Origin of the sequence: Cytobacillus luteolus, from assembly GCF_017873715.1 — a bacterium.
Taxonomy (GTDB): Bacteria; Bacillota; Bacilli; order Bacillales; family Bacillaceae_L; genus Bacillus_BV; species Bacillus_BV luteola.
The window spans coordinates 280,890-296,282 of the sequence record NZ_JAGGKM010000001.1 but is presented as its reverse complement, the minus strand read 5'-3'; the positions used below and the strand labels follow the sequence as shown (position 1 = coordinate 296,282).

Annotated in this window: 13 protein-coding genes; 5 read left to right on the top strand and 8 right to left on the bottom strand. The window is 37.5% G+C overall.

Going from position 1 to position 15,393, the window contains the following annotated elements:
- Positions 1–13: 13 nt before the first annotated feature.
- From J2Z26_RS01570 to J2Z26_RS01555, 4 genes are all read right to left on the bottom strand, one after another.
- Positions 14–865 carry a 3-hydroxyacyl-CoA dehydrogenase family protein gene (locus J2Z26_RS01570; RefSeq protein ID WP_193534257.1) on the bottom strand — a complete coding sequence of 284 codons (852 nt, stop codon included), beginning with the start codon at positions 863–865 and terminating at the stop codon, positions 14–16.
- A gap of 582 nt (positions 866–1,447) precedes the next feature.
- Positions 1,448–3,067, bottom strand: a complete 1,620-nt coding sequence (locus J2Z26_RS01565; RefSeq protein WP_193534258.1) for a long-chain fatty acid--CoA ligase — start codon at positions 3,065–3,067, stop codon at positions 1,448–1,450.
- Between the two features lie 62 nt (positions 3,068–3,129).
- Positions 3,130–4,269 (bottom strand): acyl-CoA dehydrogenase family protein, encoded by a 1,140-nt coding sequence (locus J2Z26_RS01560; RefSeq protein WP_193534259.1) that lies wholly within the window; start codon positions 4,267–4,269, stop codon positions 3,130–3,132.
- A gap of 153 nt (positions 4,270–4,422) precedes the next feature.
- Positions 4,423–4,920, bottom strand: coding sequence for a DinB family protein (locus J2Z26_RS01555; protein ID WP_193534260.1), 498 nt, complete (start codon positions 4,918–4,920; stop codon positions 4,423–4,425).
- Positions 4,921–5,060: 140 nt separating this feature from the next.
- On the opposite strand from J2Z26_RS01555, the gene J2Z26_RS01550 reads away from it, so the two are divergent.
- Entirely contained in the window at positions 5,061–5,492 is a 432-nt protein-coding gene (locus J2Z26_RS01550; protein WP_193534261.1) for a hypothetical protein, read from the top strand.
- Here the strand turns inward: J2Z26_RS01550 and J2Z26_RS01545 are convergent.
- The 4 genes from J2Z26_RS01545 to J2Z26_RS01530 form a co-directional block, all read right to left on the bottom strand.
- Positions 5,489–7,015 carry a coproporphyrinogen III oxidase gene (locus J2Z26_RS01545; protein ID WP_193534262.1) on the bottom strand — a complete coding sequence of 509 codons (1,527 nt, stop codon included), beginning with the start codon at positions 7,013–7,015 and terminating at the stop codon, positions 5,489–5,491. The genes J2Z26_RS01550 and J2Z26_RS01545 overlap by 4 nt on opposite strands.
- 135 nt (positions 7,016–7,150) lie before the next feature.
- Complete coding sequence (locus J2Z26_RS01540; RefSeq protein WP_193534263.1) at positions 7,151–8,017, bottom strand: Cof-type HAD-IIB family hydrolase; 867 nt, start codon at positions 8,015–8,017, stop codon at positions 7,151–7,153.
- Between the two features lie 415 nt (positions 8,018–8,432).
- Positions 8,433–8,789 (bottom strand): YlbF/YmcA family competence regulator, encoded by a 357-nt coding sequence (locus tag J2Z26_RS01535; RefSeq protein ID WP_193534264.1) that lies wholly within the window; start codon positions 8,787–8,789, stop codon positions 8,433–8,435.
- Between the two features lie 112 nt (positions 8,790–8,901).
- On the bottom strand, positions 8,902–10,035 hold the full coding sequence (locus J2Z26_RS01530) for a DUF445 domain-containing protein (RefSeq protein WP_193534265.1): 1,134 nt from the start codon (positions 10,033–10,035) through the stop codon (positions 8,902–8,904).
- Between the two features lie 322 nt (positions 10,036–10,357).
- On the opposite strand from J2Z26_RS01530, the gene J2Z26_RS01525 reads away from it, so the two are divergent.
- Genes J2Z26_RS01525 through J2Z26_RS01510 form a run of 4 tightly spaced genes read left to right on the top strand, consistent with a single transcriptional unit; the run spans position 10,358 to position 15,375 of the window.
- Positions 10,358–11,737: a YheC/YheD family endospore coat-associated protein gene (locus J2Z26_RS01525; protein WP_193534266.1), complete on the top strand. Its 1,380-nt coding sequence runs from the start codon at positions 10,358–10,360 to the stop codon at positions 11,735–11,737.
- 6 nt (positions 11,738–11,743) lie between these two features.
- On the top strand, positions 11,744–12,823 hold the full coding sequence (locus J2Z26_RS01520; protein WP_193534267.1) for a YheC/YheD family endospore coat-associated protein: 1,080 nt from the start codon (positions 11,744–11,746) through the stop codon (positions 12,821–12,823).
- Positions 12,824–14,185: a YheC/YheD family endospore coat-associated protein gene (locus J2Z26_RS01515; protein ID WP_193534268.1), complete on the top strand. Its 1,362-nt coding sequence runs from the start codon at positions 12,824–12,826 to the stop codon at positions 14,183–14,185.
- The gene (locus J2Z26_RS01510) at positions 14,182–15,375 is read left to right on the top strand and encodes a YheC/YheD family endospore coat-associated protein (RefSeq protein ID WP_193534269.1); all 1,194 of its coding nucleotides are present in this window, start codon (positions 14,182–14,184) and stop codon (positions 15,373–15,375) included. The genes J2Z26_RS01515 and J2Z26_RS01510 overlap by 4 nt, the downstream gene beginning before the upstream one ends.
- The last annotated feature ends 18 nt before the right edge of the window (positions 15,376–15,393 follow it).

Genomic DNA, 15,393 nt, shown 5'->3' with positions numbered 1-15,393 from the left:
ATGAATATCTCCCTTACTTGTTGTAGTTATAAAATCCTTTACCTGTTTTTCGACCATAGTGACCCGCTTCCACTAGCTTCCTTAATGTTTGTGGAGGGAGAAAGCGATCACCATAGGCTTCAACCAATCCTTCTGAAGCAAACAACATGGTATCTAAGCCTACATAGTCCGCCAACTCTAGTGGTCCCATTGGGTAATTCAATCCTAAGCGGACTGCTTTATCGATATCTGGGGCACTTGCTACCCCTTCCTCATACATCCTCATACATTCAAGAAGGTGAGCAGCCAGTGCCCTTGTTGTTACAAATCCTTGCATATCCTTTACAACCACTGTCTCTTTTCCAATCTCTTCAGAAACTTGTACAATTGCATGTATAGTCTCTTCTGATGTATCAATTGCTCTTACTATTTCGATAAGCTTCATGACTGGGGCTGGGTTAAACCAATGCATCCCAATTACTTTATTTGCTCTATTCGTTGCTGAAGCAATTGCCGTTACACTAAGTTCAGAAGTATTTGTTGCTAAAATTGCTTCACTCTTTGCATATTCATCTATCTCTTTGAAAATCTTTTTCTTCAACTCTAGGTTTTCTGGAACTGCCTCGATAACTAAATCTGCATTTGCAACAGCTTTAGATAAATCAAGAGTTGTATTGATATTGTTTGAGGCAAGTTTTGATACCTCTTCTGATAGGTGGCCCGATTTTACAATACGTGATAGGCTCTTTTGAATCGTGCTCATACCTCGGTCTAACACTTCTTGTGAGATATCGTATAAGATAACCTCCTTACCACCGGTTGCCATCGACTGCGCAATTCCACTCCCCATTAATCCTGCACCAATTACTGCGACTTTTTTTATCATGTATTTTTACCCCCATTAGCATATCTTATGTTGAAGACAATCTTGAATATAGAATGGTAGATACTTTCAAATCCATTTATGAACCCTCTTTTTAGCGTTTATGCCATTCTGAGGTTACATAAATGCATTTATGAACCCTCTTTTTAGCTTTAATGGCATTTCTAGGTCACATAAATTCATTTATGAACCCTCTTTTTAGCGTTTATGCCCTTCTTAGGTCACATAAATCCATTTATGAACCCTCTTTTTAGCGTTTATGCCACTTCGAGGTCACATAAATCCATTTATGAACCCTCTTTTTAGCGTTTATGCTCTTCTGAGGTCACATAAATCCATTTATGAACCCTCTTTTTAGCGTTTATGCTCTTCTGAGGTCACATAAATCCATTTATGAACACTCTTTTTAGCGTTTGTGCTCTTCTGAGGTCACATAAATCCATTTATGAACCCTCTTATAAGCGTTAATGCCATTTCTAGGTCACATAAATTCATTTATGAACCCTCCAACAGTTCTTTCCTCATCTACAATAAAACATAAACCTCAGTGATCCCTAAAGTCAGGTTTCACTGAGGATTAGTCGTTTATGCTTGTGTCGTTAAATGCTCCTTAAGCTGGTCACGTAGAGCTCTTTTTAAGAACTTCCCTACGGATGTTTTAGGAATCGTATCTAAGAAAAGGATATCATCTGGTAGCCACCATTTTGCAAATTGTGGTTTTAGGAAATCATAAATTTCTTCTTTTGTTACCTTTTCTTTGTAAGCATCTTTTAGAACTACGCAAGCAATTGGTCGCTCCTGCCACTGTTCATGTGGAACAGCTATAACCGCAGCCTCAAAAATAGCTTCATGCGCCATTAATGCATTTTCTAAATCCACAGAGGAAATCCATTCACCACCACTCTTCACTAAATCTTTCGTGCGGTCAACGATTTTGATGATTCCCTCTTCATCAACTGTTACAACATCCCCTGTGTATAACCATCCATCTCTAAAAGCATCGGTTGTGCGTTCGTCTTTATAATACTCACTTGCAATCCATGGTCCACGAAGTAATAACTCGCCCATTTCCTGCCCATCCCAAGCCACGTCACCATCTTTACCAATGACTTTCATCTCAACACCAGGTACCAAGGACCCCTGCTTAGAACGTATATCCAATCGTTCTTCATCTGATAAATTTTCTTGATAGCTCTTTAGTCTTGAAAGGACCACAAGTGGACTTGTTTCCGTCATTCCATAAGCATGAACAAAAGGAATTTTATATTTTGTTTCAAAGGCTTTAATCATTCCTTTTGGAGCAGCTGACCCTCCGCATAAAATACGTGTAATACTACTAGTATCGTAGTTTCCTTGCTCCAATTCATTTAATAACCCTAGCCATATTGTTGGAACTCCAGCGGATATGGTTACCTTCTCTGATTGGATTAACTCTGCAATAATTTTAGGCGTGAAATATGGGCCAGGCATAACCTGTGTTGTACCAAACCATGTTGCAGCAAAAGGCATACCCCATGCATTTACATGGAACATTGGAACAACCGGCATGGAAACATCGTTTTCAGATAACCCTGAACAATCAGCTAGCCCTAACGCCATACTGTGTAGAACAATACCTCGGTGAGAGTAAACGACACCCTTTGGATTGCCCGTTGTTGCAGATGTATAGCACATACCTGCTGGTTCATTTTCGTCAATGTCTGTTACAAATTCAAAACTAGGATTACCCTCTTTTAACAGTTCTTCATAATGATAGACAGGCTGAAGTCTTGTTTCAGGAAGGCTATCCTTTTCAGTCATGATAACGAACGCTTTTACCGTTGATAACTCATCCTTTACACTTTCTACTAATGGTAGTAGATCTTCATCAATAAGTAGCACCTGGTCCTCCGCATGATTGACAATATAGGAAATATGGTTTGGGGCTAATCGAATATTAATTGTATGTAAGACAGCCCCTATCCCAGGAATCGCAAAATAGCTTTCAAGGTGTCGGTGATGGTTCCAAGCAATCGTTCCAACTCGTTCGCCCTTCTTCACTCCCAGTTTCTCCAGGGCACTGGCTAAACGTCTTGTTCTCTCACCAATTTCTTTGTACGTATGGGTTTTCTTTCCTTCAGCAGTTCTTGAAATCACTTGTTTTTTCGGGAAAAACTTTTCTGCACGCTCTAGCATTGTTGGAACTAATAAAGGTACATTCATCATAATAGATCATCTCCCAAATACTATTTTTTTGTGATTTTATCAATTGAATCTCCCAAAGGGAGTTAAAGCCCCATATTTTTTGCGATAATTGTTTTCATGATTTCATTTGTTCCTGCATAAATCGCGGAAACTGGAATATCCCGATAGCGTCTTGCAATCTCGTATTCTTCCATATATCCATAGCCACCATGTAATTGCATGCATTCATTTGCTACTTTTTTGGCCATATCGGTAATCCAATACTTTGCCATTGATACCTTTGTGACTACATCCTTGCCTGCTATATGCTGTTCTATTAATTCATCTAGAAATGTCCGACCAATTTCGACTTCTGTTGCCATTTCGGCAAGTCTAAACTGAACTGTTTGGAATTTACTAATCGATTGACCAAACGCTTGTCTTTCCTTCACATAAGTAAGTGTTTGCTTAAGCATAACTTCAGCAGCAGTTTGTGCTGATATTGCAACTAATAAGCGTTCCTGCTGCAGTTGTTCCATTAGATAATAAAATCCTTTGCCTTCTTCTCCTAATAGATTAGAAGCTGGAACCTTTGCATCCTCAAAAATTAGTTCAGCTGTATCCTGAGAATGAAGGCCTACTTTTTCAAGCTTTCTACCTCTAGAAAATCCAGGAGTGTCTCTCTCGATAACAAGAAGACTAATTCCTTTATGTCTTTCTTTTAGGTTCGTTTTACAAACAACTACAATTAAATCAGCAAGGATACCATTTGTTATAAATGTTTTTTGGCCATTTACGATATAATGCTCTCCCTCTAATACAGCTGACGTTTTTACACCTGCTAGATCTGAACCTGCTCCGGGTTCTGTCATGGCTATTGCTGTAATAAATTCACCCGAGATGCATTTTGGAAGCCACTTCTTCTTTTGTTCTTCATTCCCATAGATTTGTAGATATGGAACAACAATATCATTATGTAGTGTAATTCCAATCGTGCTTGAACCAACTTTTTCAAGTTCCTCGCTAATTACAACTGAGTAACCGAAATCTGCGCCTAAGCCACCATATTGTTCTTCTACCCATGGACAAAGGAATCCATTGTCCCCCATTTTCGTCCAAAATTCACGTGGTATCAGTCCTTGTTTTTCCCAATCATTATAGTAGGGATATGCTTCTTTTTCTAAAAATTTTCGAAAGGCATCCCGAAAAATGTGATGTTCCTCTTGTAAATAACGTGCAGTCACGACTTTCTCCCCTTTCACTACCCAGTTGGAAAACGTTTTCATAAATGAAGTAAGTAACTTTGAATTCAAAGTTACTTTCTAGTTAGTTAAAATAATTCATCATATAGCATTAAAAATCCTTCTAATATTCCGAATTATTCGTAAACTAATCGGCTATACATTTATATTCCAGGTTCCCTGTACCTTTCTAATTTGGACAATTTGACCAATATGATAGGCATTGTGAATGTTAATGTGTGCAATTGTATTTAGCCAGGGTTCATCCGAATTCTCTCTGACAGGACCCATTAATTTTACAGGATCACATAGCTTTATAGCTTCCCGCCATTCTGACATAACAGCCAGGGTTTTTACAACTTCTGAAAACCATTCCACTTCCATTGATTCATGTTCTGGCTCACTAAAGGTTTCGGTGTTATCTATATTTTCTTCAGATAAAGGTTTTTCTAAAAATCGATGCAAATACCGCTGGTTCCAGAATGTTAGATGCGAAACAATTCCCCAAATTGAATTGGAGTTTAGGTCTTCTTTCCACAAAGCATCTTTTGCTGTTAGCCCATCCAAAGACTTATGTAGTGGAACAAACCACCCCTCTTCATCATGACAAGCAGCCAACTGTGACAGTAAAAATTGCTTCAACTGATTTGACATATCTTACCTCCTCTAAAATGTTCTACTACTAAAAATACGTCGAAGTTAACTTTATTATGTCTTTCTTAATTAGGGCTTATGGGGGGGAATGTTAAAGAGTATAGAAACATAGAAATATAGAAGGTTTTAAGCACGAGGGGGTGATAGAAATTAAAACAAAGGTAAGCTATTATATTTTATACTCTGTCCTTTTATTTGGTATGCTACTTTTTACTAGTTATGTTGATGTTTTGCTAAAGCAAATTGCCACAGAAAGTTTCAGTCTGTTTCCATGGACTATTTATAGACTATTACTATTTATACCAATGGGATTAATGTTGGGGGTACCTTACCTTATAAAAGAGAAAGAAAAAGGTGGTAGATGGAGAATTAATTATGTAAAGTTGATTTTCATGGGGCTTCCAGCTCTTTATTTTACTCTCTATTTTATCTTTCATTTTTATTTTCAATTTTTAAGACTACCATCTCACCTGGGATATTTATTAACAGAGGTTTCTACATATAAAACATCTGGAGTAATACTTGGCTACATCCTTATCACAAGTGTATATAAAAAAAATAAGTGGTCCTAGGCACGTGCCTGAGACCACTTTTTTGTTTGAAATAGTTCATCTAATATTTTAATCTTTTCTTCAGTGTAATGAATGAAGCCATCGTTATAAGATTTAGGATCTTTTGGGTTGGCGAAGCGTGTAATTTTACCTGTGTTTGGATCCACAAATTTACTAGATGCACCACAGCCTAATCCAATAATGGATTGCTGCTCCTCCATGATCATAATATTATAGATGCTTTCTTGACCTGGAATGGCATAACCAACATTCTCAAGGTTACCTAGAATATTTTTTTGACGGTATAAATAATACGGAGCATAGTTATGGGCCTTGGTCCATTTTGTTGCATGATCCATCATTTGACCAATTTCTTCTCTACCTGCAACCTTATATTTCTCTTTATTTTTTGTCATTTCTGAAGCACGTTTAAAAGATAGTGTATGAACGGTTAAGGATTCTGGCATGAGCTTTTCTGTTTCACTAAGCGTATGGTTGAACTCCTCGACACCTTCTCCTGGTAAGCCGATAATCAAATCCATATTAATATTGTTCATTCCCATTTTTCGAGCTAAATGGAACTTTTCAATCGTTTCTTCAACCGTATGATGACGTCCAATTGCCTTTAAGGTTTCTTGGATATATGATTGTGGATTTATACTGATTCGGTCTATGTTCCACTTATTTAGAACTTCCAGCTTCTCAGGAGTAATCGTATCTGGTCTTCCTGCTTCAACTGTAATTTCTCTTATTTTATCGACATCAGGGAAAGATTGATACATTTCTTCATACAACATATCCATTTCTTCTGCCGTAATACTAGTCGGTGTGCCACCACCGTAATAAACGGTTGTAATCTTAATACCATTTTCCTTTAACCATTGGCCGATTTCTCTGATTTCATAATGCAGTCCACCTAAAAAGGAGTCTACTGAGCCTTGGCGTCCATTTATTGCATAAGCCGGAAATGTACAATAGGCACACTTCGTTGGGCAAAAGGGAATACCAATATAAATACTCACTTCATTTTTCAACTCATATAAGTCTGGAACAACTGCAAGCTGACGGTCTACAATTTCCTGCATCAAGTTCATTTTTTCATCTGTAATTAAATACTCATCTTTTAATTGCTGATGAGCCGTTTCCTTATCCATGCCAGAGTGAAGTCGTTTATGGAGTAGTTTCGTAGGTCGAATACCAGTTAACACTCCCCACTGTTGAGTTACACCCGTTAGTTCCTGCAAAACAGTAACGTATACATACGAAACGGAATGCTTGATACGTTTAAATCGTTCTTTATCACTCGTAATATGAGACAAATCCTGTTTAAAAGTCGATTCATACTTTTTACCAGTTTGGATGTCCCTTAACCGTGCATGTGAAGAAATGGTTGTGCCATGATCATTAAGTGTGATATCTATGAAAAGGTCTGGATTTTCTACCTGTGAAAAAGCAAGCTCACTTTCCTCATAAAACAGGTCAGTTATTAAGCTGAGTGGGCGGTGAAATCGCTCATCGTTTATTCCTTGAAAACAAATTTTCAATGTAATCACCTTTCAACGTCTTGTGATTTTATAAAAAAGACTTATTTAAGTGTACAAAATACTATTTTTAATAGCAACAGTAAAGACTGCCCAAGTGTAGGTAATGCTCTCCTACTAGGCAGTCTTTAACCAATTTTACTTTTCAATTTTCATATTGCGGATAAAATTCATTCTTTGTTGCATTCTGAAGTGCTCTTTTATCATATAGGCTACACCGTTCTGATCATTTGACCTCGTAATCCAGTTTGCGGCTTTCTTTACTTCTTTTGATGAGTTCCACATGGCCACACCTAATCCTGCTGCTTCAATCATAGGTATGTCATCATCAGAATCCCCGATAACAACAGTTTTAGATAAAGGAACACCTACTTGTTTTCCTAGTATTTGTAGCCCGCTTAACTTGGAGACTCCTTTTGGCATTATTTCTAATCTCATTTTATCTCCACTAGTGACAGCAATATCATCAAAAGCATCCGCGATCGTTTCTTTAGCGCGGTTGCATTCTTCTTCTGTTAGAAAAAATGCTTCCACTTTCGGTGGTGCCACAGGATGGTCTAGTAAGTAATCGCCAAGTGATTCCACAAATTGCATCGGGTAAAAAAGCGGTTCTCCTGTTCCCAAGACCGCTTTTGCTACCATATTTCCAGGCACCTTCATTTTTGTGCCAATCGAGAATCTTTCGTGTACAAGGCGGATATTACAGTCAAAATTCTCTAAAACCTGCACAAGATTAAAGGTTTTCTCCTCAGATAATCTGCTTTGATAGATGGGTTTATCAATTGATTGGCCAATGAAAGCTCCATTATGTGTAATAATATGTGTATCAAGTTTTAAGGCTTTTGCTATCTTTTTAGCTGATTGAAAGTTTCTGTTTGTGACTAGTGTTACATAGACTTCTTTTTTCCTCACAAATTCTATTGCTTCTTTTGTTGCACTCTGAATCCGACCATTAGAACGTAATAAAGTACCATCGATGTTGATCGCCAGCAATCTATATTGCATATAGCTCCCCCTCTCATCTTCTTCATGTACGTATTTATCCTAAGAATATGAGACATGGGGGGGAAATAGAACAAGGGTACCTTGAAAATAGATTAGTAGAGAAAACATGGTTTAGTTTTTCGCTTAGGTCTACTCTATAGATAAAATAATCAGAGGGGATTCGGATTCGTTGAACGAGGGTCTACATCAACCTGTCCGAATCCCAAGCTTATTCGGACTTGTTGAACGAGGATATACATCAACCTGTCCGAATCCCAAGCTTATTCGGACTCGTTGAACGAGGATCTACATCAACCTGTCCGAATCCTAAGCTTATTCGGACTTGTTGAACGAGGTCCTTCCTCAATCTGTCAGAATCCTAAGCTTATTCGGACCCTATATAAAAACCCCACAAAAGAATGTGGGGTTGAATAAACTATTTATTTTCTAAGCTTCCATAAAGTTCTTCTAAAGGAGCCATGATAATTTTGTTTAGTTCTGTAATGGTCATGCTCATGCGTTGTTCTGCTTCCATTAGCTTTGAGATAGTCGCGTGTTGTTGGACTAAAGCTACCATTTTTTGAGCTTGTTCTACTTCTTCTTGAGAAATATCTTCACCCATCATTTGCTTTTGTTGAAGGTTTAATTGGATGTTACGGAAGTTTTCGAACATTGTTTTAGCCGATTCATCTGCATTGACCTCATCATACATGTTTCTTAAATTTTTGAACTCCGCACTCTCACGAATTGCCTTTTCCACTTCATATGCTACATCATACATGTTAACTGCCATAGTAGTTTCCTCCTAACTTTTGGTAAACGATCAATTTGGTACTACTCCACTATAACAAACTCGTCTTCAAATAGTAAGCAATAAGCCATATCACCGTCTTCTACTATAGCTATTACATTAGGAGTACAATCATACCTTGAACGATTCCGATCATACCACCAAGCAGTGCTCCTAAATAGGTAATCATCTTAAATTCGCGCCTTGAAATCGAAAGTACCATGTCCTCAAGTCGATCCACTGCAAAGGATTCAACTTGCTTTTTAACGATTTCAGCAAGCTGTAACCTTTCCATCATTTCCTCAACCCGTGAGGCAATTAACTCACCTGTTTTTTCTACAGCAGTAGGTATCCATTCTGCAATTACTCTATCCCTAATAGGACTCACAACCTCAGAAACTGACATATTTAAATATTGGCTAATATTCAAGTGTGTGGTCACCTGGTCCTGTAAAATGGAGACAACTAGTTTACTACCTACCTTATCTTCAAGTTCATTTGCCTTTAGTGCTTTTATCTTCTCCCACTCATTTTGAAGGATTGTTGTTAAAAGCTCCTTCGTTCCGTCATTTTTAAGGAATTTAATAATCTCAGGCTGAACCTTATCAATCAAACTTCCATTCCCAAGAAACATCTGTACCATGTTTCCAAGCATGCCTCGTGTTGCTAAAAAATCATCAATCATTCTGCCAACTTTTCTTTTACCCTCTGCACTTGAAAAATAGTCGACTGCTTTTTGGGCGATATATTCAGATAGAGATGGAATTTTGCTATCCACTTTTTCGAGTAACTCACTTGGTATAACTTCACTTAACTCCTTTTCACGCAGGTCACTCATAATTTGTTCATATTTTTTCTCTATGTAATCTTTAATTTTATCATTGATTTTGTTATCTAACTCATCCATTCCAAATTGAGTGGCAAGTTGATTTAGGGTCTTTTCAGAGATTAACAATTTGTTTGCTTCCTCCTGAGCCCATTCCACCATCTCTGCTTTAAAGCGAGGATCACTAAATTTAGATCGTATACTTTCAGGGGTAAGCAGATGGTCTACAACCATTCTTCCAAGTTGAGTAGCTAATTCCTCTCTCCTTTTGGGAATCAATCCCGGTGTAAATGGCAGGCGTTTGCCACCAATATAAATTGCTTTATACGGGCGAAACAGCATTTTAATAGCTAACGAGTTCGTCACTCCCCCAATTGCTGCCCCAATCACTGCCATAAACAACACAATTACAAATCCATTCATTCCTCCACACCATCCAAAACAATATATTTTCACTCACAGTTTCTCTAACAATATCATACGATACCCTATCAGCATTCGCCTATTTTTAGACCATGTAAAAAGTTAGGGTTGATTTAATACTTAGTTTATTTCTGCGGAAGGCACGAGACTCCTGCAGGAGAAGCGCGTCAAAGTGAGACCCCACAGGCGCATAGCGCCGAGGAGGCTCACAGACCGCCCGCGGAAAGCGAGTGCCTGCAGCAGAACTAAATAGTTAAGATTTATTATCCCATCCAACTAAATTATAAAGCTTGTTTTACAAGTCAGCAAATGAGGTTTTCAAATGATGAATCCTATTCAGCTAGAAATAAGGCCTCTTACTGAGGATAACATCCTACGACCTTATGAAATAAAAGCAAGTGAAAAGCTTATCGAATCGCTAGGTCTAAAGCCTAATCAAACAATACATCTGAACTGTAGTAGGTATAGTTGTCAAGTTCAACTCGTATCTATTAAAGAGAGAGATTTAATTATGTATTGCACTAAGGAACTCTTACATTCCTTACACTTACCTAATGAACTACCATTCTTTCTTTCCATTACGCAAGAGAAAAGACAAAACCATTTTACGTTAGGACCGATTGTTAGTGTGCTTACCGAGATTTCAGATAAAAGTGAATCTGTATCAATGGGCTCTATCACTGACTTCTGCGAGGAATTGGCTAGATATTGTACTGTAAATGGTATTTTCTTTTTTGTTTTTTCCTTCAAAGACTGGAATAAGGACTCTATGCAAGGATATATCTTTCAAAATAAAAAATGGATAAAGTCTAAGGTACCTCACCCACAAGTGATTCATAACAGAATCCATTCACGGAAAAGGGAACAATCCGAAGCCTTTAAGACATTCACCGACCAACTTTCTAATATGAATATTCCCTACTTCAATGATCACTTTCTAAATAAATGGGAGGTACATGAATACCTAATAACTCAAGAGCATTTAACACCTTTTATTCCAGATACAAAGATTCTTTTATCTATGAATATTTTAGAAGAAATGCTAGTTACTCACGAATGTATCTTTCTTAAACCTATTCATGGGAGTCAAGGAAGAAAAATCTTTCGTATTACAAAACATGAATCTGATTATCTCCTTGACTATACATCCTTCTCAGGAGAAATCGAGCAAAAATATGATTCTATTCGTTCCCTATTTCAATCACTGCGGTCACGTCTCAATCAACAAGCTTTTATTGCACAGCAAGGGCTTCCTCTCCTCCAGTACAATGATCGACCACTTGACTTCCGAATTCTCTGTCATAAAACAAATGAGAATAAGTGGAAAATCACATCAGCTATTGCAAGGGTGTCATCCAAAGAACAGTTTGTATCAAACTTGGCTAGAGGTGGAGAGTTGATGAAGCTCAACACTATTCTTTCAACAACGTTTGATTCAAAGCGCGCTGTTCACATTAAAAAGCTGATGATGGAATTAGCACTTGAAGTCGCTGAAAGTATTTCCTTATCCTGTCAAGGCATCTATGGTGAACTTGGAATTGACCTCGCGCTTGATATGGAGGGGAAACCTTGGGTTATTGAAGTCAATACAAAACCATCGAAAGATCAAGATCCAGATCATCTTTCAAGCAAAGTACGACCTTCTGCAAAAGCAATTATTCAGCATTGCCTATTTTTAGCCAATTACCCTCATAAGGAGTGATCCCTATTGATAACTTTTGGATTCATAACGATCCATCCTAACCAGGAAAACACCTATATAACTGAAATCGCTAGACATTCAGATTCAAATACGATTGTCTATCGGTTTATCCCCACAGCAATTGACCCTGCTACTGAGAAGGTGCATGGTGAAAAGTTTAACCATGAATCGGGTGTTTGGGAAACAGCGGTGTTTGATATTCCGATGTATCTTTATGATCGCTGCTTTTACGGAGATGATCCTCTTTCGATAAGAAGTCAACCAATCATGAATTGGCTAAAAAATCGTCCATATTCAACCTTTATAGGGTTGGGTTTACCAAATAAATGGGAAATTTACAATGTACTAAGATCTGACGAAGAGTTAGCTGCTTACACACCTAAAACTATTAAAGCTAGTTCTGTGCCAAAAATTATAAATAAATTAATTAAAGATAAAAAACTCCTCCTCAAACCGAAAAATGGTTCGCAAGGAAAAGGGATTATTGGCTTGATGGTTACAAAAGGAAAAGTTGAAGCCTTGACCCATAAAAATCAAAAACTCATTACTAAAAGCTTTCTTTCAAAAAGTGAATTTAGCAAGTGGCTGGATCAATTGCTTTCCTCACGTGACTATATGTGTCAGCAATTGCTGCCTCTCCAAGACGTAGATAATCACCCCTTTGATATAAGAATCCTTCTTCAAAAGAACGAAAATGGAGAGTGGATTGAACAAGGTCGTGGTATTCGAAGAGGCTTAAAGGATCACCTCATATCTAATATTAATGCTGGGGCAGAGGTTCTAAAATACGATGACTGGGTAAATGCTTTGCCTGTTCAGCAACAAGCGCTTCTTACGGATGGTATAACAACAATTATTAATAAAGTCCCTAAACTACTTGAAAGGGAATTTCTAAATTTATTTGAATTGGGAATTGATATCGGTTTTGGCATAGATGGTGGTGTTTGGATTTTAGATATAAATTCTAAACCTGGTCGTAAGGTCATTCTGCATTCTAAGGAAGGTAAAGCTGATGAGCTTTACAAAGCACCACTTCAATATAGTGCATATCTTGAAAAGCAGTCCCTAGTAAAAGGAGTTGATTAGATGAATAAAGCCTATCCACTTATAAAGTCAGAGAAGGGTAAAAACACCCTGTTTCTTCCCAAATCTTTAACTACCTCACAAAGCCTAACAAAGGTAGCTTTTGGTACATTATCCCTTGACTGTGAAATCCAAACGAGTTCAACAGATGAAGTGTTAGTAAGTGAGGATTTATATAATGCATTACTCATTCCAAATGAAGGCCCAACACATATAATTTTTCACGAAGACACAGTTTTCTTAGGTCCTCTTATTGGAATTTTTACTGCTGGTTTCACCGACTCTGGATTGCGTCCGATTGGTGAGCGCTCGCTCTTTTTTGCAAAGCTTCTTGCAGTTGAAAAATCGGTTGGTGTGTTTACGTTTGTGTTTGGCGCCCATCAAATCAATTGGGACCAAGGAACAATTACCGGCTATTTTTATCGTAAGAATGGGTGGGAAAAAGTTGAAGTGCCATTTCCGAATGTTGTCTATGACAGACTACCCAACAGACGAACTGAAAACCATCGAGCACTCAAAAAGGTGAAGCAAAGGCTTCATGAAGAATACTTAATTCCATGGTTTAATCCTGGCTTCTTCAATAAATGGGAGATTCATCAGCTATTAATTAAAGAGAAATCTGTTGCGCATTACCTCCCTGAGACGTACATTAATCCTACCTTTGAGCGGATAGAACTCATGCTCTCAACTTATCAGCATGTGTATTTAAAACCAGCTAATGGGAGCCTGGGACTTGGTGTTTATCAAATTATTTATTCAAAGGAAGAAGGAGCTTACTACTGTAGGTACAATGATGATAAAAATGCAAACAGACTTCAAAAGTTTTCTTCCCTAGAATCGTGCATAAATTATTTATTTAGAAACAAAAAATTGAAAGATTATATCGTACAACAAGGAATCTCATTACAACGTTCTGACCATAAAACGATTGATTTTAGAGTCCATACAAATAAAGATGCGAACGGCAAATGGAAGGTTAGTGTTATCGCAGGCAAAATTGCGGGTAGAGGGAGCGTGACTACACATCTAAATAATGGTGGTGTCGTTAAAACGGTTGACGAAATCTTCCCAGATAAAAAAGAATGCTTTAAGGCAATTGAGTCTTTAAACCAAGCTGCATTAAGACTTAGCCATGCTATTGATTTTCATATAAAAGGTTCAATTGGAGAAATTGGTTTTGACCTTGGAATTGACAAAGACAATAAAATCTGGTTATTTGAAGCCAATTCTAAACCTGGACGCTCGATTTTCTCGCACCCTAAATTAAGGGAAAATGACTTACATTCCCGCCAACTTTCCTTGCTTTATGCACTATTTTTAACCGAAAAAACCATAAAGCAGCCTGAGGAAATTTTACAATTATGAGAATTAAACTTTATTATGACCCGTATACTCGTCGTTGGGTTCAAAATGAGTCAGAAGACTCAATTAAGTGGGGACATAACTTTTTAGAAGTAACGTTTTCAGGGAGCATACACGAGAAATTGCTCCCTTTTAACTTAGCGGTCAATGGAAAAGTTGTCGGTCCAATTGTTGGGGTCCTTGCTGGTGAAGGAGAGCATTATGAATTAATTGGTAATCCTGGTACTTTTTTAAGGCTTCACCATTCTTTATCAAGTAGCGGAGCGTTATGTGTTGTATTTACCCCTTCTTCCCTTCATGAAACTGGACTTAATGGATATATTTATTTTGATCGTATTAGTAAGTGGGTGAAAGCAGAAACCCCTTTACCCAATATAGTTTATAACCGAATTCCATTTAGAAAGATGGAAAAGGCTGAATCATTTCAAGATGTGCTTGCATTTTTACATAAGCAATCGATACCATACTTTAATCCCTTCTTTTTTTCTAAATGGAACACATTCCGTTGGCTTTGGAACAATCCGGAGCTCAGACATCATTTACCCTTAACTAAATCATTAACAAGCATTCAAGCACTTATTGAAATGCTTCATATTTATAAAGAGGTTTATATTAAACCATCTGAAGGTTCTAAAGGAAAAGGGATTTTCAAAATTGATTCTAAATCTTCTGGAGAAATCCTCCTTCTAAGTAAGGGTAATCAACATTCTTTTGCTAATCTAAACGATCTATGGGAAGCAATTCGTTCACATACTGCCAGTTCTCCTTATATCATTCAACAAGCGATTCAGTCTGACAGGATTAACGGAAAGCGATATGACTTACGCCTTTTAGTACATTCTGTTGCTACAGAAAAGTATCAAGTTAGTGGGATTGGAGTAAGAATGGCTGGAGAACAAGAAATCACAACCCATATCCCTAATGGGGGAACTATTTATCCTTATGAACAAATCAAACATAGGATAGATGAAGAAAAGATAGATTTGATCGTTAATGAAATTGGGAAGCAATTAACCAAAGAGACAAATTCCTTTATTGGTGAATTTTCTATTGATCTTGGAAAATCAGCGGATAATCATTACTATATTTATGAGGTAAACTCTAAGCCAATGGTTTTTGATGAAAGGTCCATAAAAAACAAAGGTCTTGAAAATCTGACCAAACTCCTTATAATGAGGGCAAGCACACCCTAGCTTGTTAGGAGGAAAATA

Excerpts from the sequence above, each read along its gene's own strand:
- J2Z26_RS01565 (WP_193534258.1), bottom strand. The coding sequence starts at position 3,067 with ATGATGAATGTACCTTTATTAGTTCCAACAATGCTAGAGCGTGCAGAA.
- J2Z26_RS01555 (WP_193534260.1), bottom strand. The coding sequence starts at position 4,920 with ATGTCAAATCAGTTGAAGCAATTTTTACTGTCACAGTTGGCTGCTTGT.
- J2Z26_RS01525 (WP_193534266.1), top strand. The coding sequence starts at position 10,358 with ATGATGAATCCTATTCAGCTAGAAATAAGGCCTCTTACTGAGGATAAC.
- J2Z26_RS01510 (WP_193534269.1), top strand. The coding sequence starts at position 14,182 with ATGAGAATTAAACTTTATTATGACCCGTATACTCGTCGTTGGGTTCAA.
- J2Z26_RS01540 (WP_193534263.1), bottom strand. The coding sequence starts at position 8,017 with ATGCAATATAGATTGCTGGCGATCAACATCGATGGTACTTTATTACGT.
- J2Z26_RS01530 (WP_193534265.1), bottom strand. The coding sequence starts at position 10,035 with ATGAATGGATTTGTAATTGTGTTGTTTATGGCAGTGATTGGGGCAGCA.
- J2Z26_RS01515 (WP_193534268.1), top strand. The coding sequence starts at position 12,824 with ATGAATAAAGCCTATCCACTTATAAAGTCAGAGAAGGGTAAAAACACC.
- J2Z26_RS01535 (WP_193534264.1), bottom strand. The coding sequence starts at position 8,789 with ATGGCAGTTAACATGTATGATGTAGCATATGAAGTGGAAAAGGCAATT.
- J2Z26_RS01570 (WP_193534257.1), bottom strand. The coding sequence starts at position 865 with ATGATAAAAAAAGTCGCAGTAATTGGTGCAGGATTAATGGGGAGTGGA.